The 21,808-nt window shown below is 72.6% G+C and carries 16 protein-coding genes; 8 read left to right on the plus strand and 8 right to left on the minus strand.

Annotation, left to right across the window (positions count from 1 at the left end; translation table 11 throughout):
* Positions 1–15: 15 nt before the first annotated feature.
* The 5 genes from ACIRFH_RS26345 (at position 16) to ACIRFH_RS26365 (ending at position 8,810) form a co-directional block, all read left to right on the plus strand.
* A complete protein-coding gene (locus ACIRFH_RS26345) occupies positions 16–2,046 on the plus strand; it encodes a thioredoxin domain-containing protein (protein ID WP_403525555.1) in 2,031 nt (676 codons plus the stop codon).
* Between the two features lie 203 nt (positions 2,047–2,249).
* On the plus strand, positions 2,250–3,512 hold the full coding sequence (locus tag ACIRFH_RS26350; protein ID WP_403525558.1) for a glycosyltransferase: 1,263 nt from the start codon (positions 2,250–2,252) through the stop codon (positions 3,510–3,512).
* A complete protein-coding gene (locus ACIRFH_RS26355; protein ID WP_403525561.1) occupies positions 3,509–5,158 on the plus strand; it encodes an ArnT family glycosyltransferase in 1,650 nt (549 codons plus the stop codon). The genes ACIRFH_RS26350 and ACIRFH_RS26355 overlap by 4 nt, the downstream gene beginning before the upstream one ends.
* Positions 5,155–6,342 (plus strand): polyprenol monophosphomannose synthase, encoded by a 1,188-nt coding sequence (locus ACIRFH_RS26360; protein ID WP_403525564.1) that lies wholly within the window; start codon positions 5,155–5,157, stop codon positions 6,340–6,342. Before ACIRFH_RS26355 ends, ACIRFH_RS26360 begins: the two co-directional genes overlap by 4 nt.
* 98 nt (positions 6,343–6,440) lie before the next feature.
* Positions 6,441–8,810, plus strand: a complete 2,370-nt coding sequence (locus ACIRFH_RS26365) for a galactose oxidase-like domain-containing protein (RefSeq protein WP_403525567.1) — start codon at positions 6,441–6,443, stop codon at positions 8,808–8,810.
* Here the strand turns inward: ACIRFH_RS26365 and ACIRFH_RS26370 are convergent.
* The 4 genes from ACIRFH_RS26370 to ACIRFH_RS26385 all read right to left on the minus strand — a co-directional run bounded on the left by ACIRFH_RS26370 (position 8,797) and on the right by ACIRFH_RS26385 (position 11,396).
* Entirely contained in the window at positions 8,797–9,147 is a 351-nt protein-coding gene (locus tag ACIRFH_RS26370; protein WP_403525570.1) for a hypothetical protein, read from the minus strand. The two genes, ACIRFH_RS26365 and ACIRFH_RS26370, sit on opposite strands and share 14 nt — an antisense overlap.
* Before the next feature lie 49 nt (positions 9,148–9,196).
* The gene (locus ACIRFH_RS26375) at positions 9,197–9,928 is read right to left on the minus strand and encodes a Mut7-C RNAse domain-containing protein (protein WP_403525573.1); all 732 of its coding nucleotides are present in this window, start codon (positions 9,926–9,928) and stop codon (positions 9,197–9,199) included.
* 33 nt (positions 9,929–9,961) lie between these two features.
* The gene (locus tag ACIRFH_RS26380; protein ID WP_403525576.1) at positions 9,962–10,609 is read right to left on the minus strand and encodes a TetR/AcrR family transcriptional regulator; all 648 of its coding nucleotides are present in this window, start codon (positions 10,607–10,609) and stop codon (positions 9,962–9,964) included.
* Positions 10,610–10,682: 73 nt separating this feature from the next.
* Entirely contained in the window at positions 10,683–11,396 is a 714-nt protein-coding gene (locus ACIRFH_RS26385; RefSeq protein ID WP_403525579.1) for a hemolysin III family protein, read from the minus strand.
* Positions 11,397–11,781: 385 nt separating this feature from the next.
* Here ACIRFH_RS26385 and ACIRFH_RS26390 point away from each other — a divergent pair, with 385 nt between their 5' ends.
* The gene (locus ACIRFH_RS26390) at positions 11,782–13,614 is read left to right on the plus strand and encodes a phosphoenolpyruvate carboxykinase (GTP) (RefSeq protein ID WP_403525582.1); all 1,833 of its coding nucleotides are present in this window, start codon (positions 11,782–11,784) and stop codon (positions 13,612–13,614) included.
* Between the two features lie 416 nt (positions 13,615–14,030).
* Complete coding sequence (locus tag ACIRFH_RS26395; protein ID WP_403525585.1) at positions 14,031–15,782, plus strand: Ig-like domain repeat protein; 1,752 nt, start codon at positions 14,031–14,033, stop codon at positions 15,780–15,782.
* Between the two features lie 139 nt (positions 15,783–15,921).
* On the opposite strand, the gene ACIRFH_RS26400 is transcribed toward ACIRFH_RS26395, so the two are convergent.
* Positions 15,922–16,344, minus strand: coding sequence for a hypothetical protein (locus tag ACIRFH_RS26400; protein WP_403525588.1), 423 nt, complete (start codon positions 16,342–16,344; stop codon positions 15,922–15,924).
* 104 nt (positions 16,345–16,448) lie between these two features.
* Entirely contained in the window at positions 16,449–17,660 is a 1,212-nt protein-coding gene (locus ACIRFH_RS26405) for a pyridoxal phosphate-dependent aminotransferase (RefSeq protein ID WP_403525591.1), read from the minus strand.
* 304 nt (positions 17,661–17,964) lie between these two features.
* Between ACIRFH_RS26405 and ACIRFH_RS26410 the strand changes: the two genes are divergently transcribed.
* On the plus strand, positions 17,965–18,849 hold the full coding sequence (locus tag ACIRFH_RS26410; RefSeq protein WP_403525593.1) for a serine protease: 885 nt from the start codon (positions 17,965–17,967) through the stop codon (positions 18,847–18,849).
* Positions 18,850–18,860: 11 nt separating this feature from the next.
* On the opposite strand, the gene ACIRFH_RS26415 is transcribed toward ACIRFH_RS26410, so the two are convergent.
* Both ACIRFH_RS26415 and ACIRFH_RS26420 read right to left on the minus strand, forming a co-directional pair.
* Positions 18,861–20,471, minus strand: a complete 1,611-nt coding sequence (locus ACIRFH_RS26415; protein ID WP_403525596.1) for an amidohydrolase family protein — start codon at positions 20,469–20,471, stop codon at positions 18,861–18,863.
* Between the two features lie 11 nt (positions 20,472–20,482).
* Complete coding sequence (locus tag ACIRFH_RS26420; RefSeq protein ID WP_403525599.1) at positions 20,483–21,766, minus strand: amino acid deaminase; 1,284 nt, start codon at positions 21,764–21,766, stop codon at positions 20,483–20,485.
* Positions 21,767–21,808 lie beyond the last annotated feature (42 nt).

Genomic DNA, 21,808 nt, shown 5'->3' on the forward strand with positions numbered 1-21,808 from the left:
CGCGAAGATGGAGGCATGCCCAATCGACTCGCGCAGGCAACGTCCCCGTACCTCCTCCAGCACGCGGACAACCCCGTCGACTGGTGGCCCTGGGAGCCGCAGGCGTTCGAGGAGGCGCGGCGGCGCGACGTCCCCGTCCTCCTGAGCGTCGGCTACAGCGCCTGCCACTGGTGCCACGTGATGGCGCACGAGTCGTTCGAGGACGGACCGACCGCCGAGTTCCTCAACTCGCACTTCGTCAGCGTCAAGGTCGACCGCGAGGAGCGCCCCGACGTCGACGCCGTGTACATGGAGGCGGTGCAGGCGGCGACCGGGCACGGCGGCTGGCCCATGACCGTCTTCCTCACCCCGGACGCGGAGCCCTTCTACTTCGGCACGTACTACCCGCCCGAGCCCCGCCACGGCATGCCGTCCTTCCGGCAGGTGCTCCAGGGTGTCCACCAGGCCTGGACGGAGCGGCGGGACGAGGTCACCGACGTCGCGGGCAAGATCGTGCGCGACCTCGCCGGGCGGGAGATCTCCTACGGCGACCAGCGGGCACCCGGCGAGACGGAGCTCGGGCAGGCGCTGCTCGGGCTCACCCGGGAGTACGACCCGCAGCGCGGCGGATTCGGCGGGGCGCCGAAGTTCCCGCCGTCCATGGTGATCGAGTTCCTGCTGCGGCACCACGCCCGCACGGGTGCCGAGGGCGCGCTGCAGATGGCGCGGGACACCTGCGAGCGCATGGCGCGCGGCGGGATCTACGACCAGCTCGGCGGCGGCTTCGCCCGGTACTCCGTCGACCGCGAGTGGGTCGTGCCCCACTTCGAGAAGATGCTGTACGACAACGCCCTGCTGTGCCGGGTCTACGCCCACCTGTGGCGGACCACGGGCTCGGGGCTCGCCCGCCGGGTCGCCCTGGAGACCGCCGACTTCATGGTCCGCGAACTGCGCACCGCCGAGGGCGGGTTCGCCTCCGCGCTGGACGCGGACAGCGACGACGGCACGGGCCGGCACGTCGAGGGCGCCTACTACGTGTGGACGCCCGCGCAGCTCACCGAGGTCCTCGGGGCCGACGACGCCGCGCTCGCCGCCCGGTACTTCGGCGTCACCGAGGAGGGCACCTTCGAGCACGGCTCCTCCGTGCTGCAACTCCCCCAGGAGGAGGGCGTCTTCGACGCGGAGCGGATCGCCTCCGTCAGGCGGCGGCTGCGGGCCGCGCGGGACGGGCGGCCCGCCCCCGGCCGCGACGACAAGGTGGTCGCCGCCTGGAACGGCCTGGCGATCGCCGCGCTCGCCGAGACCGGCGCCTACTTCGAACGCCCCGACCTCGTCGAGGCCGCCGTGGCCGCCGCCGACCTGCTGGTGCGGCTGCACCTCGACGAGCACGCCCGGCTCTTCCGCACCAGCAAGGACGGCCGTGCGGGCGCCAACGCCGGTGTGCTGGAGGACTACGCCGACGTGGCGGAGGGCTTCCTCGCGCTGGCCTCCGTCACCGGTGAGGGCGTCTGGCTGGACTTCGCCGGGCTGCTGCTCGACCACGTCCTGACCCGCTTCACCGACGACTCCGGCTCCCTCTACGACACCGCCGCCGACGCCGAGAAGCTGATCCGCCGCCCGCAGGACCCCACCGACAACGCCACCCCGTCCGGCTGGAGTGCCGCCGCGGGCGCCCTGCTGACCTACGCCGCCCACACCGGCTCCGAGCCCCACCGCACCGCCGCCGAGCACGCCCTCGGCGTGGTGAAGGCGCTCGGCCCGCGCGTGCCGCGCTTCATCGGCTGGGGCCTCGCCGCCGCCGAGGCCCTGCTCGACGGGCCCCGCGAGGTCGCCGTCGTCGGACCCGGCCCGGGCGACGGCGCCACCCGGGGCCTGCACCGCACGGCACTGCTGGGGACGGCGCCGGGCGCGGTGGTCGCCGTCGGCGCCGAGGGCAGCGACGAGTTCCCGCTGCTCGCCGGCCGCCCGCTGGTGGACGGCGCGCCGGCCGCGTACGTCTGCCGCGACTTCACCTGCGACGCGCCGACGACCGACCCCGAGCGACTGCGGGCCGCGCTGAACAGCTGAGACGACACGGACGAGCCCCCGCGACGGGACCGGTGGGCGAACTGTTCGGAACCGGTTCTCGTTGTGAGGAAACACGCTCTTCACCGAAACAGCTGATGCGTTTCACAGAAGACCCCTAGCCTCTTCACCGTGACGTGACGGACGCCTGATCCGGGCGGTCCGTCACGACAGGGGGATTTTCGAAGATCTGGGGGGATCTTTCCTTGCTGACGTCCGTTTTCGTCGCCGCCGTCTCACTGGCGCTCTTCTGGATGGCCGCGTTCACGCTGTGGTGGCAGATGCACGCCTGGCGTACGCCCGAGGTGCTCGCCTCCACCCGGTTCAGCAGTCCCGACGGCGACGAGCACGTGTCGTTCTCGCTGCTGCTGCCCGCACGGCACGAACAGGCCGTGCTCGACCACACCGTCCAGCGGCTGCTGACCTCGACGCACACCGACTTCGAGATCATCGTGATCGTCGGCCACGACGACCCGGAGACCACCGCGGTCGCCGAGCGGGCCGCCGCCCGCGACCCGCGCGTGCGGGTCGTCGTCGACACCCACGAGCGGAAGAACAAGCCGAAGGCCATGAACACGGCGCTGCCGCACTGCCGCGGCGACGTCGTCGGGGTCTTCGACGCCGAGGACCAGGTCCACCCCGAGCTGCTCGCCCACGTCGACCACGCCTTCCGCACCACCGGCGCCGACGTCGTCCAGGGCGGTGTCCAGCTGATCAACTTCCACTCCAGCTGGTACAGCCTGCGCAACTGCCTGGAGTACTTCTTCTGGTTCCGCTCCCGGCTGCACCTGCACGCGCAGAAAGGGTTCATCCCGCTCGGCGGCAACACCGTCTTCGTCCGCACGGACGTGCTGCGCGAGGCGGACGGCTGGGACCCGGACTGCCTGGCCGAGGACTGCGACCTCGGCGTCCGGCTCTCCAGCACCGGCAAGAAGGTCGTCGTCGCCTACGACTCCGACATGGTCACCCGGGAGGAGACCCCGGGCACGCTGATGTCCCTGCTCAAGCAGCGCACCCGCTGGAACCAGGGCTTCCTCCAGGTGTACCGGAAGAAGGACTGGAAGCAGCTGCCCACCTTCACCCAGCGGCTGCTGGCCCGCTACACCCTGATGACGCCGTTCCTCCAGGCCTTCACCGGCGTGATCATCCCGCTGAACGCGGCCGTCGCGCTCTTCCTGGACGTGCCCGTCGGCATCGCCTTCGTCACCTTCCTGCCGGCCGTCACGGCCCTGGTCACCTTCGTCTTCGAGGTCGTCGGCCTGCACGACTTCGGCAAGCAGTACGGACTCCGCGTCCGCTTCACCCACTACCTGAAACTGATCGTCGGCGGCCCCTTCTACCAGGTCCTCCTCGCCGGTGCGGCCGTCCGCGCCGTGTGGCGCGAGCAGCGCGGCCGCACCGACTGGGAGCTGACCAGCCATGTCGGCGCCCACCTCGCGCCCGTGGACCGAGAGGACGTTCCCGCGTGACCTCCACCCTTCCCGCGGCGGCCGGCACCACGGTCCCCGGGCAACGCCGGCCTGCCCACGACACCGGCGCCGCCCCGCACGGCGCCGCGCCGCCGGACCGCCTGCGCTCCCGGCGCCCCGACCTCCTGCTGTGCGGCACGCTGCTCCTGGCGATCATGGTCGTGCAGGGCTGGAACATCTCCGACTACCCGGCCCTCAGCGACGACGAGGGCACCTACCTCGCCCAGGCCTGGGCCGTCCAGCAGGGCGAGGGCCTCGCCCACTACACCTACTGGTACGACCACCCGCCGCTCGGCTGGATCCAGATAGCCCTGCTGACCTGGATACCCTCACTGATCAGCCCCGAGTCGATGACCGTCGGCACCATGCGCGCGGTGATGCTCCTGGTCTCCGCCGTCTCCGCGGTCCTCGTCTACGTCATCGCCCGCCGGCTCTCCCTGCCCCGCTGGGCCGCCGGACTCGCCATGGCCCTGTTCGGCCTCTCCCCGCTGTCGGTCGTGCTCCAGCGGGAGATCTTCCTCGACAACCTCGCGGTGATGTGGACCCTGCTGGCGTTCGCGCTGGCCGCCTCCCCGAGCCGCCATCTGTGGCACCACTTCGGTGCGGGCGTCGCCGCCGCCACGGCCGTGCTCACCAAGGAGACGATGCTCGTCGTCCTGCCCGCCCTGCTGGTCACCATGTGGCGCCACAGCCACCCCGACACCCGCAAGTTCGCGCTGACCGGCGCCGTCACGGCCTGCGCGCTCATCGGGTTCGCCTACCCCCTGTTCGCCCTGCTCAAGGGCGAGCTGCTGCCGGGCGGCGGACACGTCTCCCTGTGGGACGGCGTCGTCTACCAGATGACCCGGCCCGGCTCGGGCTTCATCCTCGACGAGGGCTCCGGTTCCTGGGGCGTCCTCCAGTCCTGGCTGTACTACGACCGCGTCCTGCCCCTCGGCGGCCTCGCCGGGGCGCTGCTCCTGCTGGCCACCTGGCGCTGGTCGGTCACCGCGCGGGCCCTGGCCGGGCCGGCCCTGACGGTGGCGATCCTCGCCGCCCTCGCCCTGCGCCCGAACGGCTACCTGCCCGCCATGTACGTCATCCAGGCCCTGCCCTTCCTCGCCCTGGTGCTGGCCGGCGGCGCGGCGAGCATCGCCCACGCCGTGCTGCGCAGAGGCCGGGCCGAGGCGGAGAAGCGGGCCCTGAGCGCCGGCCGGTACGCGCTCGCCGCCGTCCTGGTGCTCGCCGCCGGCGCCTACGTCGTACCCCGCTGGTACGACGGCGACCGCACCGCCGTCACCGCCGACGCCAACGCCCCCTACGAGGCCGCCGCCGACTGGCTGGCCGACGAGGTGGCGGACCCCGCCGGCACCCGGGTGCTCGTCGACGACGCGCTCTGGCTGGATCTGGTGCACGCGGGGTACCGGCCCGGACTCGGGGTCATCTGGTTCTACAAGGCGGACCTCGACCCCGCGGTGACGAAGACGATGCCGCGCGGCTGGCGCGACCTCGACTACGTGGTCGCCTCCCCGACGGTACGGCGCGACGCGGCCGACCTGCCCAACGTCCAGGCCGCGATGAACCACTCCACCCCGGTCGCCGTCTTCGGCTCCGGTGCGGACCGCATCGAGATCCGCCGTATCCAGCCCACCGGAGCCGCCCGATGAGCCACGAGTCCACCGTCCCCGGCGAGCTCGGCCGTCCGGCCGTCCGCCCCGCGGCCGCGGAGGTGCCCGAGCCGGGCGCCGTCACCATCGTCGTACCGACCTTCAACGAGTCGGCCAACGTACGGCAGCTGCTGCACCGGATCACCGAGTCGGTGCCCGCCCGGCTGCCCTGCGAGGTCGTCTTCGTGGACGACTCCACCGACGACACCCCCGACGTCATCCGGGAGGCGGCCCTGGACTGCCCGTTCCCGGTCACCGTCCTGCACCGCGACGAGCCGGCCGGCGGACTCGGCGGGGCGGTCGTCGAGGGCCTCAAGGCGGCCGGGTCGGACTGGATCGTCGTCATGGACGGCGACTGCCAGCACCCGCCGTCCCTGGTGCCCGAGCTGGTCGCCACCGGCGAGCGGACGGGCGCCGGACTCGTCGTCGCCTCGCGGTACATCGAGGGCGGCAGCCGCGCCGGACTCGCGGGCGGCTACCGGGTGGCCGTCTCGCGCGCGGCGACCTGGCTGACCAAGGCCCTCTTCCCGCGCCGGCTGCGCGGCATCAGCGACCCGATGAGCGGCTTCTTCGCCATCCGCCGCAGCGCGGTCACCGCGGACGTGCTGCGGCCGCTCGGCTACAAGATCCTCCTGGAACTCGCCGTCCGCAGCCGCCCGCACGCCGTCACCGAGGTGCCGTTCGTGTTCGAGGAGCGGTTCGCGGGCGAGTCCAAGTCCACCGCGCGGGAGGGCCTGCGCTTCCTGCGCCACCTGGCCGGACTGCGCACCGCCTCGGCGCCGGCCCGCATGATCGCCTTCGGGCTGATCGGGCTGAGCGGTTTCGTGCCCAACCTGGCCGCCCTGTGGGCGCTGACCGCGGCGGGGCTGCACTACCTGCCCGCGGAGATCGTCGCCAACCAGTTCGGGGTGGCCTGGAACTTCCTCCTCCTGGACCGGCTCCTGTTCCGCGACCGGCGCCGGCACCGGCACTGGGCCGACCGGACCCTGCGGTTCGCGCTGATCGCCAACGCCGACCTGGTGCTGCGCATCCCGCTGATCGCCCTGCTCGTCGGGCAGTTCGGGCTGGCCGTGCTGCCCGCCACCGCGCTGGCCCTCGTCATCACCTTCGTCCTGCGCTTCGCCGGGACGGAGGCCCTCGTGTACCTCCCGCGCCGACGCCGTACGTCAAGGAGCGACGCATGAGACGACCCCTGAGACCCCTGAGACCCCCGAGACCCCCGAGACCTCCGAAGCCCCGGAAGCCCAGGAAGCCCCGGGGGAGGACCTCCGCCCTCCTGGCGGTGTCCGCCCTCACCGGAGGCCTTCTGCTCACCGCCCCCCAGCCCGCCTCGGCCGCCAACCTGATCAAGAACCCCGGCTTCGAGACCGCCGGCACCGGCGACATGCCGTACTGCTGGGAGAAGTCCGGCTGGGGCGACAACGACTTCTCCTTCACCACCACCGCCGACGCGCACACCGGCACCCGGGCCATGAAGGTCGAGCTGACCCGCCGGGTGGACGGCGACCGCAAGGCCCTGATCACCGAGTCCGCCGCGTGCGCGCCCGTGGTGACGCCGGGCAGGCAGTACGACCTGTCGCTCTGGTACAAGACCACCACCCCGGACGCCTCCCTCACCCTGTTCCGGCACGACGCCACCGCGGGCTGGCAGTACTGGACCGACCTCAAGACCCTCGGCATGGCCGCCGACTGGACCGAGGCGAGCGTCCGCACCCCCGAGGTCCCGGCCGGCACCGACCGCATCAGCTGGGGCGTCTCCGTCTACGGCACCGGTTCCGCCACCACCGACGACTACACGATGGAGCAGGTCTCCGACCCGGTCCCCGAACCGGAGTGCACCGCCACCGCCGAGGAGTGCGCGAACGGCCGCTGGGACGTGCTGCCCACCGAGAACCCCGTCCGCTCCATGCACTCCGTCGTCCTCCACAACGGCAAGGTGCTGCTGATCGCGGGCTCCGGCAACGACCCGGAGATGTTCGAGGCCGGCACCTTCACCTCGGCGGTCTACGACCCGGAGACCGGCGAGTACCGGACGATCCCGACGCCCAAGGACATGTTCTGCGCCGGGCACGTCCAGCTCCAGGACGGCCGCGTCCTCGTCATGAGCGGCAACAAGGGCTATCCGTCGGCGGACGGCACCATCGGCTACCAGGGCTACAAGGACTCGTACGTCTTCGACCCGCAGACCGAGACCTACACCCGGACCAACGACATGAACGACGGCCACTGGTACCCGTCGGCGACGGTCCTCGGCAACGGCGACGTCGTCTCCTTCGGCGGGCTGCGCGAGGACTCCAGCGGGTCGGTGACGGCCGAGCGGTGGTCGGACGCGCAGCAGAAGTGGCTGCCGGCCTGGCAGGTCAACCAGACCTGGTCCTACTGGGGCCTGTACCCGTCGATGATCCTCATGCAGGACGGCCGCCTCTTCTACTCCGGCAGCCACGTCTTCGGCGACAACATCCCCGGCACCGGTTCGGCGATCTACGACTACGACGCCAACACCGTCACGCAGGTGCCGGGCCTCCAGGACAAGGACGTACGGGACCAGTCGGCCAGCGTGCTGCTGCCGCCGGCGCAGGACCAGAAGGTGCTGACCCTCGGCGGCGGCAACATCGACTCCAACCCGGAGGCGAACCGCCTGACCGACATCATCGACCTCAAGCGGCCGAACCCCTCCTACGTCGCCGGGCCCCCGCTCCCGCAGGGCACCGTCGACCTCGGCGCCGGGCCGGTGCCGCAGACCGGGAAGCAGGGCAAGATGTACGTCTCCGCCGTGCTGCTGCCCGACGGCACGGTGCTGGAGACCGGCGGCGCGCTGCACAACCGGGCGAACCCGGTCTTCGAGTCCTCGATCTTCGACCCGGCCACGGAGACCTTCGACCCGGTGGCCGCCGACCCGGAGCCCCGCGGCTACCACTCGTCGTCGTTCCTGCTGCCCGACGGCCGGGTGATGTCCACCGGCGACAACCCGGGCAACGGCTCCTGGAACCACGACGTGTCGGTCTACACGCCCCCGTACCTCCTCAAGGGCGAGCGGCCCGTGATCACCTCGGTGATCGACACCGAGTGGACCTACGGCGACACCCAGCGCATCACCGTCGACCGGCCCGTCGCCAAGGCCGAGCTGATCCGCCCGGCCGCCGTGACCCACTCCTCCGACCCGAACCAGCGGTTCGTGGACCTGCCGCTGTCCGTGGACGGGAACAACGTCGACCTGAACGTGACGAGCAACCCGAACCTGGCGCCGCCCGGCTGGTACATGCTCTTCGCGGTCGACGCGAACGGCGTGCCCTCGGTGGCGAAGTGGGTGCACCTGAAGGGCCCCGACGCCCTCTCCGCGAAGGACGCGTCCGCGCACGTCCACTCCTTCGCCGACGCCCCGCGGGGCAAGGTCACCGGCCCCGGCCGCAAGCGCGCCTCACAGCCCGTCAGCCCCACCGTCTCCGGCTGCGACCGGCACTACGGCTCCGCCAACGTCTGCGTGCCGACCGCCTTCCCGGCCGAGGTGAGGAACACGACGGCCGCCCGCTGCACCTGGCTGGCCCGCAACGACTACGGCCGCCTGGAGGTCAACGGCGAGGACGACCCGCTGCGCCTGGACCCGGACGGGGACGGCGTCGCCTGCGGCAAGGGGGACGTCAGGCGCCGCTGAGGATCAGCGCGCCCAGCGTGAGCTGAGCGCACCACTGCAGGACGACGGCCCCGCACCTGGCGGACGTCCACCGGGTGCGGGGCCACGCCACCGCCAGGACGCCCAGGGCGGCCGCGGCCCAGAAGCAGCCCCACACGGCGCCGGGCGGAACGGTCGAGCACTGCTCGCCGTACATCAGGCAGCGGCTGCCGCGTTCGCCGGCGAGCACGACGATCCAGGCGAGGACGACGGTCGGCAGGAGCAGGACGAGACCGGTCACGGACCATCCGGTCAGGGCGCGGGAGACGGGCCGCGGCGTGGTGGCCCGCGGTGCGGTGGGCCGGGACGTGATGCTCATGCCGCCCATCCCACCGCGCCGGCCGGCCCGCGGGGACCGGCCCGGATACTCAACCGCCCTGAGTACCCCGGCTCACCGCGCGCTCCACGATGGCCTCCAGCTGTTCGTGGTGCGCGCCCTTCCAGTACGCCCTGCCGCACGCGGTGCACCGGGCGAACACGTCGTACGACCGCTGGGTGCCGCCCTTGAGCTGGTCCGCCACCTCCTCCTTGCTCGCCCGTCTCAGCAGGCCGTTGCAGGCGGTGCACCGGGTCCAGGGCCGCAGTTCGGGCCGGAAGCGGTCCAGGACGTCGTGGAGCTGGTCGTCGGGGCGGGTGCTGTAGACGTAGGCGCCGGACCACAGTTCGCGGCGGCGCAGCAGGCCCCGGTCGCGGCTGAGCAGGACCCGTTTCTCGGCCGCCGACAGCGCGGCGAGCGCCGGGTCGCCGAGGTCCGTCGACTCGTACGCCGTGTCCACACCGAGCAGCCGCAGCCGGCGGGCGAGGGTGCCGAGGTGCACGTCGAGGAGGAAGCGCAGGGGCGCGCCCGGGACCCGCTGGGGGTGCTCGACGGCCCGCACGGTCACCGACTCGCCGCCGGCGGGGACGTGTCCGGGCGGCACCTCGCGGCCGTCCACGAGGAGCGCGCCGACCTCGGTCAGCGGCACGCCGAGGGACTCGACGACATGGCCGAGGGTGGAGACGCCGTCGGTGGCGGCGCGGACGGCGCCGGTGGGGCGGGCCCGGGGGACGAACAGGCGCAGCCCGGGGGCGAACTCGACGTGGATCTCGGGACCGTTCACCTGGTCAGGATGCCACGCGGGAAGCCGGTGCCCTCAGGCTTTCCCGGAGGCCGGCAGGCCGTGCTCCAGGACGTCCAGGGCGCGTTCGGCCAGGTCGGCCAGGTTCTCCTCGTGACCGTGCTCGGCCCAGTACCGCGAGACCTCCACCAGGCAGGCGACCAGGGACGCCGACAGGACCCGCACCTCCACCCCCTCGGGGTCGAGGCCGGTGCGGGCGGCGATGGCGCGGGCGAGCAGACGGCCGGTGACCGACGTGCTCTCCAGCATCCGGGAACGCACCGCGGGCACCTCGGACATCAGCCGGGTGCGCAGCCGGGCCGCCTCGGGATCCGCCTCGACGCCCCGGACGATCACCTCGCGCATCACGCACCGGACGGAGACCGGCCACGGCTCGTCCGCGGGCCGCGCCCGGAACCCCTCCAGCAGGAGCGGGTCGTACGCGTCCGTGAGGACGATGTCCTCCTTGACCGGGAAGTAGCGGAAGACGGTGGACGGCGACACCTCGGCGCGGTCGGCTATCTGCTCGACCGTGATGGTGTCGTAGCCCTGCTCCCGGATCAGTCCGTAGGCCGCGGCGCGGATCGCCTCGCGGGTCCGGGCCTTCTTGCGTTCCCGCAGGCCGGGCCGCGGCCGGCCTGCGGGGGAGGGGGCGGAGAGGGGAGAGGGGGGCGCGGCCGTCATACGGCCCATTGTCGGGCACCACCGCGAGCCCCGGCCACGCCCGGTGACGCCGGCATGATCCGGACGACGGGCCTCAGCCCTGCTGGTACGCCACCAGCGAGATGCCCACGTAGTGCGCGATGAAGGCCGCCAGGGTGAAGGCGTGGAAGACCTCGTGGAAGCCGAACCAGCGCGGTGAGGGGTTGGGGCGCTTGATGCCGTAGATGACGCCGCCCGCGCTGTAGAGGAGGCCGCCCACGATCACCAGGACGAGGACGGCGATGCCGCCGGCCCGCATGAACTCGGGCAGGTAGAAGACGGCCGCCCAGCCCATGGCGAGGTAGCAGGGGGTGTAGAGCCAGCGCGGGGCGCCGACCCAGAAGACCCGGAAGGCGATGCCGGCCGCCGCGGCGGCCCAGATGCCCCACAGCAGCCACCGCCCCTGGGAGCCCGGCAGGAGGAGCATCGTGAGCGGGGTGTAGGTGCCCGCGATGATCAGGAAGATGTTGGCGTGGTCGAGCCGCCGCAGGACCCCGTCCATGCGCGGGCTCCAGTTGCCCCGGTGGTAGAGCGCGCTGACTCCGAACAGCAGGCACGCCGTGAGGGCGTAGATCCCGCAGGCGACACGGCCTCTGGTCGAGTCGGCGAAGGCGGTGAGCGCCAGGCCCGCGACGAGGACGGCCGGGAACATGCCGAGGTGCAGCCAGCCGCGCAGCTTGGGTTTGACCGGGTGCGGGAGGGAGAGCGCCACGGGGCCACGGCCGGCGGCCTGTGTGTCCCTGGGCGCGTCGGAGGCGGACGTCGTCATGGGCGCATCGTACCTACGGGACCGTAAGTTACGCATCAGTACAGATGCCGGACAGACGGCAAGTGGCCATCGTCTCACGGGAGTACCCGGCCCGGCGCCTTCCATGCGCATCGTCTGCGCACCCGCGACCGTCCCGTCGGCCGCGGAGTAAAGGAAGTTTCAGGCGGACTCCAGGTGTACGCAAAAAAACGCGGACGCCGCCGCTGGTACGTGGCGATCCTCACGCCGCTCAGGTGTGAGGCCCTCTGGACAGATGGGCACTCTCATCGGATGATCAAATGAGTGCGGTCGGCACCGGATGAGCAGCGTGAGCTCCTCGCGTGACGCATCCGGGTCGCAGCCCCCACGGGGCCTCCAAACAAAAACCCCTCATCTAGGAGCAATCGTGGCGCGCGACATCGTGGCATCCCCGGACGTCCCCACCCGGCATCAGGAGCTGATCTCGTGGGTGAACGAGATCGCCGAACTGACGCAGCCCGACCGGGTGGTGTGGTGCGACGGGTCCGAGGCCGAGTACGAGCGGCTGTGCGAGGAGCTCGTGGCGAAGGGCACCTTCAAGAAGCTCGACCCGATCAAGCGCCCCAACTCCTACTACGCGGCCTCCGACCCCTCCGACGTCGCCCGCGTCGAGGACCGCACCTTCATCTGCTCCGCGAAGGAGGAGGACGCCGGCCCGACCAACCACTGGAAGGACCCCGCCGAGATGCGGGAGATCTTCACCGGTGACCAGGGCGAGGGCGGCCTGTTCCGCGGCTCCATGCGCGGCCGGACCATGTACGTCGTGCCCTTCTGCATGGGCCCCCTCGGCTCGCCGCTGGCCGCGCTCGGCGTGGAGATCACCGACTCCGCGTACGTCGCCGTCTCCATGCGCACCATGACCCGCATGGGACAGCCGGTCCTGGACGAGCTCGGCGACGACGGCTTCTTCGTCAAGGCCGTGCACACCCTGGGCGCCCCGCTCGAGGAGGGCCAGGAGGACGTCCCCTGGCCGTGCAACAGCACCAAGTACATCTCGCACTTCCCCGAGGACCGCGAGATCTGGTCCTACGGCTCCGGCTACGGCGGCAACGCCCTGCTCGGCAAGAAGTGCTACGCCCTGCGCATCGCCTCCGTCATGGCCCGCGACGAGGGCTGGCTCGCCGAGCACATGCTCGTGCTGAAGCTGACCCCGCCCGTCGGCGAGCCCAAGTACGTCGCCGCCGCCTTCCCGTCGGCCTGCGGCAAGACCAACCTCGCCATGCTGGAGCCCACGATCTCCGGCTGGACCGTGGAGACCATCGGCGACGACATCGCCTGGATGCGCTTCGGCGAGGACGGCCGCCTGTACGCCATCAACCCCGAGGCCGGCTTCTTCGGTGTCGCGCCCGGCACCGGTGAGCACACCAACGCCAACGCCATGAAGACCCTGTGGGGCAACTCCGTCTTCACCAACGTCGCCCTCACCGACGACGGCGACGTGTGGTGGGAGGGCATGACCGAGGAGGTCCCGGCCCACCTGACGGACTGGAAGGGCAACGACTGGACGCCCGAGTCCGGCACGCCCGCCGCGCACCCCAACGCCCGCTTCACCACGCCCGCCGCGCAGTGCCCGATCATCGCGCCGGAGTGGGAGGACCCCAAGGGCGTGCCGATCTCGGCGATCCTCTTCGGCGGGCGCCGCGCCACCGCCGTACCGCTGGTCACCGAGTCCTTCGACTGGAACCACGGCGTCTTCCTCGGCGCCAACGTGGCCTCCGAGAAGACCGCCGCCGCCGAGGGCAAGGTCGGCGAGCTGCGCCGCGACCCGTTCGCCATGCTGCCGTTCTGCGGCTACAACATGGGCGACTACATGGGCCACTGGATCGACGTGGCGAAGGACAAGGACCAGTCCAAGCTGCCGAAGATCTACTACGTCAACTGGTTCCGCAAGGACGACGAGGGCAGGTTCGTCTGGCCCGGCTTCGGTGAGAACAGCCGCGTCCTGAAGTGGATCGTGGAGCGCCTGGAGGGCAGGGCGGACGGCGTCGAGACCCCGATCGGCGTCCTGCCGACCAAGGAGTCCCTGGACACCGACGGCCTCGACCTGCCCGAGTCCGACCTGGACTTCCTGCTCAGCGTCGACAAGGAGGTGTGGCGCGAGGAGGCGGCGCTCGTCCCCGAGCACCTCGGCACCTTCGGCGACCACACGCCCAAGGAGCTGTGGGACCAGTACCACGCGCTGGTGAAGCGCCTGGGCTGATCCCCCCTGGTTCCGCGGCCGGTCCGGCTAGCCCTGACCCGCGAAGTCGTCACGAAGGCCGGCCGCGAGGGGTCTCCTCCCGCTCCAGTAGCTCGATGTCCCGGAGCACGGGGAGGCCCCGCTCGGGCCGGGTCACCGCACAACGGCGTGCGGAGGACCCGGCCCTTCGGCGTGTCCGGCACTCCTCGGCGGCCGGCGACCGGCGGCGGTGCGACGCCGGCCGGGGGAGCCGGGCGACGCGACGGACGGCCCCCCCGGTCCGTTCCGCGTGCGCCACGCCGCCGGAAACCCGCCACGCTGCGGGGCGGGGCGGTGTACGCTCCCGATCTTGCACGACCCGAACTGCTGTTCCCCACCCCGCGGGGAGGGGGACGCCGTTCCGCAACGGTCGCCAACACAGCCTGTGGGGGGCACAGTTGAATACCACTCGAGGTGCCGGACGTACCAGACGCACCGGACGTCTCGCAGCCACGCTGATCGCCGCCGCGCTCGCCGCCGGCGGTCTGACCGTCGGCGCCGCACCCGCCGCGTACGCGGCGGCCTCCGACGTCGTGGCCAAGCTGCCGATCTCCTCGTTCTCGGCGCTGACGGTCGACTCCGCGCACCAGCGCGTGTACGTCGCCGACAGCAACCTGGGCAGCTACGACAACAAGGGGCTCGTCGCCGTCTACGACTTCTCCGGCGAGCGCGTCACCACCATCACCACCCAGCGCCACGTCTCCGGCCTCGCGCTGAACGCCGACGCCACCACGCTCTACGTCGGCGGACGCGAGGGCATCCTGAAGTACGACACCGCGACCCACCAGCCGCAGGGCGGTCTGTCCCTGTCCACGGACACCTGCGGACGGAGCGTGGCCCTCGCCGGCGGCACGGTGTACTACACCTCGTCGTACACGAACTACGTGTCCGAGTGCGACGCGTCGCTCACGTACCTGAACTCGTACCACGCCGACAACACCGCCCAGGTCACCGGCTGGCAGGACTACGGCCGGCTGCAGCTGGAGGCCGGTCCCGGTGACCGGCTGCTGATGGGCCAGCCGCTCAACCCGAAGGCGGCCGACCCCTTCCTCGCGGTGTACGACGCGAGCGGGGCGACCCTGGTGCGCACCGCCGGACGCCGCTTCGCCGACGCCGACGGCAAGGGCGCCCAGAACCTCAAGGACATGGCGTTCTCCGCGGACGGCACCAAGGTCGCCGTCGCCGACGCGGCCGCCGGGACCCGGCTGCTGAACACCGCCGACCTGTCCGACGCCGCGACCGGCTACCCGGCGCTGCCGGCCGGGTCCTCCGCCTCCGCCGTCGCCTTCAGCGGTGACGGGAAGTACCTCGCGCGCGGCGCCTCGGCCTCCGGTGCGACGCCCGACCTGCTGCTGACGCCCGCCGACCCGGGCGACGCGACCGCTCCGCTGGAGTTCGTCTTCGAGGGCAGCCTCGACGGCGACCGGGTGGCGCCGCGCGGGCTGGAGTGGTCCGCCGACGGCTCCCGGCTGTTCGCGGTCACCGCCAACGCCGTCGGGAACCAGTACTGGCTGCACGTCATCCAGCCGCCGGCCGTCCAGTACGACGCCCGCTTCACCGGCGGGCTGACCCACAGCCCCGCCCAGGCGGTCGCGGGCGAGGCGCTGGCGGTGCGCGGCAGGCTGGAGCTGGACGGCCCGGCCCCCGCCGAGCCGCTGAAGGTCACGGCGACCCGCACCGACGCGAGCGGTACGCACGCGCTCGGCACCGCGACCGTCAAGGCGGACGGCACCTTCACCGTGCTCGACGAGCCGGACCGGCTCGGCGACGCCACGTACACCGTGTCGTTCCTCGGCGACCTCACCCACCGCCCGGCCACCGACGTCATCCACACGGTGTCCGTCGGCAGGGCGGCCAGCTCGATCGCGCTCACCGCCCCGGCGGAGGCGTCGAAGAGCACGGGCGTCCACATCACCGGCACGTTCACCGCGCAGGGGAAGGCGCTGCCCGAGCGGGCCGTGCTGAAGGTGGAGCGCACCGACCGGCTCGGCACCGGCACGCTGTCGTCGGTGACGGTCGCCGCCGACGGCACCTTCACCGTCGACGACCTGCCGCGCACCCGCCGGGACACGACCTACACGGTCAGCTGGCCCGGCGACGACCTGCACACGGGGTCCACCGCGTCGGCGACGGTCCGCGTCACCGGCTGACCACGCGCACACGCGGGCGGGGCACCCGGGGCAGCGCGCCCCGGGTGCCCCGCCCGTCGTGGGGGATGAAGGGCGCCCGGTCCGCGCGTCGCTGCGGGTGCGCGCGGACCGGGGCCGTCGGGGGGAGCCCGGTGAGGGCTCAGCGGGACGCCAACTCGCGTGGCTCCAGGGCCGCGGCGTGGGCGTCCATGCGCTCGGCGGCCAGGATCGCGGCCGCCGTGTCGGCGCGGGAGGCCGCCACCACCAGGGCGCGGCCGGCCAGGGTGTGCGCCCGGCGGTGCAGTGCCGCCAGGTGCGACGTGGGCGGCGCGGCGGTCACCGGCAGGCGGGCCGGCGCGTGGCCTCCCCGCAGTCGGGCGACCTGCCCGGCGAGCCGGCCGGCCGCGGTGTCCAGCTCGTCGGAGGGCGCCAGCGCCCGCAGCTCGTCCGTGGCGGCGAGCAGGGCGGCGAGATGGCCCGCGAGCTGGATGTCCAGCTCCTCCTCACGGGAGCGGTGCGGGAAGTCCGAGGTGCCGTCGGCCACCGTGCTGTGGACCGACTTGCCGCGGATCGGTTCGTACATGGGACGGCCTCCTGAACGCTTACAGGAAGCCATCCTACATTGGAATCGATCTAAAGTTGAGTCCGGTCGCGCAAGTGGTTTCCGTATGCACGGATCGTGGGGGGTCAGGGCTGGCCGTAACCCTCCAGGAAGGTCCCGATCCGGCCCACCGCCTCCCGCAGGTCACCGGCCGTCGGCAGGGTCACCACCCGGAAGTGGTCGGGCTCGGGCCAGTTGAAGCCGGTGCCCTGGACGACCATGATCTTCTCCTGGCGCAGCAGGTCCAGGACCATCCGCCGGTCGTCCTTGATCTTGAAGACCTTGGGGTCGAGGCGCGGGAAGAGGTACAGCGCCCCCTTCGGCTTCACGCAGGTCACCCCCGGGATGCTGGTCAGCGCCTCGTGCGCGGCGTCGCGCTGCTCGCGCAGCCGTCCGCCCGGCAGCACCAGGTCCTTGATCGTCTGCCGCCCGCTGAGCGCCGCGACCACGCCGTGCTGGCCCGGCATGTTGGCGCACAGCCGCATGTTCGCCAGGATCGTCAGGCCCTCGATGTACGACTCGGCGTGCGCGCGCGGCCCCGAGACGGACATCCAGCCGACCCGGTAGCCGGCCACCCGGTACGCCTTCGACATGCCGTTGAAGGTGAGCGTGAGCAGGTCCGGGGCGATCGCGGCCGTCGGGGTGTGCACCGCGTCGTCGTAGAGGATCTTGTCGTAGATCTCGTCGGAGCAGACCAGCAGGTTGTGCCGGCGGGCGATGTCCGTGAGGCCCCGCAGCACCTCCTCGTCGTACACCGCGCCCGTCGGATTGTTCGGGTTGATGATGACGAGGGCCTTGGTGCGGTCGGTGACCTTGCGCTCGACGTCCGCGAGGTCCGGCATCCAGTCGGACTGCTCGTCGCAGCGGTAGTGCACCGCGGTGCCGCCGGACAGGGAGACGGCGGCCGTCCACAGGGGGTAGTCCGGCGCCGGGACGAGGACCTCGTCGCCGTCGTCCAGTAGGCCCTGCATCGCCATCACGATCAGCTCGGAGACGCCGTTGCCGATGAAGACGTGCTCGACGTCCGTCTCGATGCCGAGGGTCTGGTTGTGCATGACGACCGCCCGGCGCGCGGCCAGCAGGCCCTTCGCGTCGCCGTACCCGTGCGCCGTCGAGACGTTGCGGAGGATGTCCTCCAGGATCTCGGGCGGGCACTCGAAACCGAAGGCCGCCGGGTTGCCCGTGTTCAGCTTCAGGATGCGGTGACCGGCCGCCTCCAGCCGCATCGCCTCCTCGAGCACCGGGCCCCGGATCTCGTAACAGACGTTGGCGAGTTTGGTCGACTGGATCACCTGCATGCCCGCGAGCTTACGGCCCGGTGGCGTCCGGTGGGCCGTGTCATCCGCCACGTGGGATCCGCGGGAGGCGTCGTCGGGGCAGCTCGCGCCTCCCGTGCCCCCGCTGTCCCGTCCGTCCCGCCGTTCACCCGGACGTGTCGCCGGGCGCGGTCGCGGGGCCGGCCGTGGGCGTCCGTCAAGGCCGCGCATTCGGCCGTCTTCCGTCCCCCTTCTTGTCGCGCACCCCGGACATACAAACAATGTCCATGACAAGACGCGGCGCCGGAAGATCTCCGGCCGCCCGCGTCCGAAGAGGGGACCCCACATGAACAAGCCTCTCCTGGCCGCGCTCGCCACCCTGGCCGTCACCGGGGCGGGCGTGGCACCGGCGGTCGCGGCGGCCCCGGCACCCGCCGCCGCCCCGGCACCCGCCGCCGCCCCGGCACCCGCCGCCGCCCCGGCGCCCGCCGCCGTCCAGGCCGTCACCTTCGCGGGCACCGTCTCGCTCAGCAACTGCTCCGGCTCGGTCGTGCGCCTTCCCGCCTCCCAGGACACCGACCCGGCCCTGGTGATGTCCAACGGGCACTGCCTGGAGACGGGCTTCCCGGCGGCCGGCGAGGTCGTCGTGAACCGGGCGTCCAGCCGGTCCTTCGGGCTGCTGAACGCCTCCGGCACCCGCGTCGGCACCCTGCGCGCGAGCAGGATCGCCTACGCGACGATGACCGACACGGACGTCTCGCTGTACCAGCTCACCAGCACCTACGCCCAGATCCGCACCGCCTACGGGATCAGCCCGCTCACCCTCGCCGACACGCACCCGGTCGCCGGCACCGCGATCACCGTCGTCTCCGGCTACTGGAAGCGGACCTACGCCTGCGACATCGACGGCTTCGCGTACCGCCTGAAGGAGGGGGAGTGGACCTGGAAGGACTCGGTCCGCTACACCTCCGCCTGCCGGACCATCGGCGGCACCTCCGGGTCGCCCGTCCTCGACAACGCCACCGGCAAGGTCGTCGCGGTCAACAACACCGGCAACGAGGACGGCGGCCGCTGCACCGACAACAACCCCTGCGAGGTCGCCGCCGACGGCACGGTGACCGTCCGCGAGGGCATCAACTACGCCCAGCAGACCTACCAGATCCCCGCCTGCTTCGGCGCCGGCAACAGGCTGGACCTGAGCCGCAGCGGGTGCGCCCTGCCCAAGCCGTAGCCGCCCGCGGCTCAGCGCGGCGTCCTGCGCACCGACCGCCCCGCCAGGACGTCCGTGCGCCGCCCGTCCTCGATCGTGAACCGGCCGTCGACCAGCACGTACGGGATGCCCGTCGGAAGCCGGCGCGGCTCCTCGTACGTGCTGCCCGCCGCGACCGTCGCCGGGTCGAAGAGGACCAGGTCGGCCCGGTACCCCTCGCGGATCCTGCCCCGGTCCGGCAGCCGCAGCCGGGCCGCCGGGCGGGCGGTGAGGTGGGCCACGCACTCCTCCAGCGACAGCACGCCCAGCTCGCGGACGTAGTGGCCGAGGTAGTGCGGGAAGGTGCCGTAGGCGCGCGGGTGCGGCTTGTCGCCCTGGAGGATGCCGTCCGAGCCGCCGGTGTGGACGCGGTGCCGCATGATCGCGCGGACGTTCTCCTCGTGACCGACGTGCTGGAGGATCGTCGGGGCCAGCCGGTCGGCGAGGAGGAGACGCCGGGCGACCGTCCACGGCGTCTCGCCGCGCAGCCGGGCCGACTCCAGCACCGTACGGCCGACGTACTCGGCCAGGGCCGGGTCGTTCACGCCGGAGATCTCGATCGTCTCCCACTCCACGGGCACCCCGTGGCAGCCGTCGGAGCCGGTCACCTCCAGGTGGTGGCGGACGCGCTCGGCCGTGTCGTCGTCGGCGAGCCGCTCCAGGACCCGCTCCGGCCCGCCCTCGCTCGCCCAGCTCGGCAGCAGCGCCACGAGGGTCGTGCAGCCGGGGGTGTACGGGTAGGTGTCGAGGGTGATGTCGGCACCGGCGGCCAGCGCCTCGTCCAGCAGCGTCAGCAGCTCGGGCGCCCGGCCCTCGTTCACGCCGAAGTTCATGGTGGCGTGGGCGAGGTGGAGGGGGCAGCCGGCCTCGCGGGTCAGCTCCACCATCTCGGCGTACGCCTCCAGCGCGCCCGCCCCGTACGAGCGGTGGTGCGGGCAGTAGTAGCCGCCGTAGGACGCCACCACCCGGCACAGCTCGGTCAGTTCGGAGTCCTTCGCGTACATGCCCGGCGTGTAGGTCAGCCCGGACGACATGCCGACCGCGCCCTGCTCCATGCCCTCGGCGACCAGCCGGCGCATCCGCTCCAGCTCGGCCGGTGTCGCCTCGCGGTCCTCCCAGCCGACCGCGAGCGCGCGGACCGTGCCCTGCGGGATCAGATAGGCGGCGTTGACCGCGATGCCCCCGTCGAGGCGGTCCAGGTACTCGCCGACCGACCGCCAGTCGAGGTCGACGTCGTCGCCGGGGCCGTTCCACCCGGCGATCGCGCGGCGCACCTCGCCGAGCGTGCGGTCGTCGACCGGCGCGTACGACAGCCCGTCCTGCCCGAGGACCTCCAGGGTGACGCCCTGGGCCGCCTTCGCGCTGTGGTCGGGATCGCGCAGCAGGGCCAGGTCGCTGTGGGCGTGCATGTCGATGAAGCCGGGGGCCAGGACCAGGCCCTCGGCGTCCAGCTCGCGCCGGGCCCGGGGGCGCTGGCAGCCGGCGGCCGCCGCCTCCTTGACGATCGTCACGACGCGGCCGCCGTCGACGACCACGTCGGCGCGGTACGAGGGCTCACCGGTGCCGTCGACGACCTCGGCGTCCCGGATGACCAGCTCTTCCACCAGGGTCTCCTCTAGAAGAACGTGCGGATGTAGTCGACGACCGTCCCGTCCGCCTCGGCGACCGGGATCAGCTGCCACTTGTCGAAGGAGGTGCACGGGTGGGACAGGCCCGTGCCGACCCAGTCGCCGACCTCCAGCTCCGCCTCCGGGGCGGTGCGCAGCCAGGCGTGCTGGTCGGACAGGGCGGTCACCGTGATGCCGGTCGCCGGACGCTCCGGGCCGCCGGACGCCGGGCGGACCACCTGGGCGAAGGGCAGGTGCAGGTCGTACGCCGCGTCCCGCTTGCCCGCGTTGGTGAACGCCTGCGTGGGGGAGGGGCGGGAGACGACCTGCGACCACAGGCGGAACGCGGGCTCCAGGGCGCCCTCGGCGGGGACGCGGTTGAAGGGGGTCAGCTCGCGGTAGTGCCCGTCGTCGTGGCTGACGTAGGCACCCGAGCGCAGCAGCTTCAGCACCGGGAGGGAGAGCTCCGGGACCTCGGCGAAGACGTCGGCCACCGCGTCGAACCAGGCGCTGCCGCCCGCGCTCAGCACGATCTCGTCCGTGTCCGCGAAGCGTCCCTCCTTGTCGAGGCCGACGGCGAGCGCGACCAGCCGGCGCAGCCACGCCCGCACCTTCTCCGGGCCGGCGTCCGGCACCTCGCCCTCGTACCCGGCGACCCCGACCAGACGCAGGGACGCGGCGGCCGTCACGGCGTCGGCGACCGCCGCGCACTCCGCCTCGGTGCGCACGCCGGTGCGGGCGTCCTCGCCGGCGGCGAGTTCCACGACCACGTCCAGCGGGCGGGAGAGGCCCGCGAGCGCCGCGTCCATCAGCTCCGCACCGCGCACCGAGTCGACGTAGCAGACGAAGCGGAAGTCCGGGTCGGCGTCCAGCTCGGCGGCGATCCAGCGCAGGGCGGCGGCGTCGACCAGTTCGTTGGCGAGGAAGACCCGCTGGACGCCGTAGGCCCGTGCGACGCGCACCTGGTGCGGCACCGCGAGCGTGATGCCCCAGGCGCCGTGCTCGATCTGCCGGTGGAAGAGCTGGGGGGCCATGGAGGTCTTGCCGTGCGGGGCGAACGCGAGGCCGTGCCGGGCGGTGTACGTCTCCATGAGCCGCAGGTTGTGCTCCAGGCGCTCGGCGGAGAGGGCCAGGACGGGGGTGGTGAAGCCGCCGGTGAAGAGGTTGCGGCGCTGGGCGGCCAGCTCGGCGACGGTCAGGCCCGCGGCGTCCGGCGGGAGGCCCTTGAAGCGGTGGTCGACGTGCTCCTCGGCCAGACGGGCGAGGGCTTCGGTGCCGGTGTCGAGGGCCATGGAGCCTCCCTGAGGTGGGGCATTGCATCCTCTGCAACACCC

The organism is Streptomyces sp. NPDC093586, assembly GCF_044764905.1.
Lineage (GTDB): Bacteria > Actinomycetota > Actinomycetes > Streptomycetales > Streptomycetaceae > Streptomyces.

Bases quoted from the DNA above. Each gene is read 5' to 3' on its own strand.
- ACIRFH_RS26345 (WP_403525555.1), top strand. From the start codon at position 16: ATGCCCAATCGACTCGCGCAGGCAACGTCCCCGTACCTCCTCCAGCAC.
- ACIRFH_RS26360 (WP_403525564.1), top strand. From the start codon at position 5,155: ATGAGCCACGAGTCCACCGTCCCCGGCGAGCTCGGCCGTCCGGCCGTC.
- ACIRFH_RS26370 (WP_403525570.1), bottom strand. From the start codon at position 9,147: ATGAGCATCACGTCCCGGCCCACCGCACCGCGGGCCACCACGCCGCGG.
- ACIRFH_RS26380 (WP_403525576.1), bottom strand. From the start codon at position 10,609: ATGACGGCCGCGCCCCCCTCTCCCCTCTCCGCCCCCTCCCCCGCAGGC.
- ACIRFH_RS26385 (WP_403525579.1), bottom strand. From the start codon at position 11,396: ATGACGACGTCCGCCTCCGACGCGCCCAGGGACACACAGGCCGCCGGC.
- ACIRFH_RS26400 (WP_403525588.1), bottom strand. From the start codon at position 16,344: ATGTACGAACCGATCCGCGGCAAGTCGGTCCACAGCACGGTGGCCGAC.
- ACIRFH_RS26405 (WP_403525591.1), bottom strand. From the start codon at position 17,660: ATGCAGGTGATCCAGTCGACCAAACTCGCCAACGTCTGTTACGAGATC.
- ACIRFH_RS26410 (WP_403525593.1), top strand. From the start codon at position 17,965: ATGAACAAGCCTCTCCTGGCCGCGCTCGCCACCCTGGCCGTCACCGGG.
- ACIRFH_RS26420 (WP_403525599.1), bottom strand. From the start codon at position 21,766: ATGGCCCTCGACACCGGCACCGAAGCCCTCGCCCGTCTGGCCGAGGAG.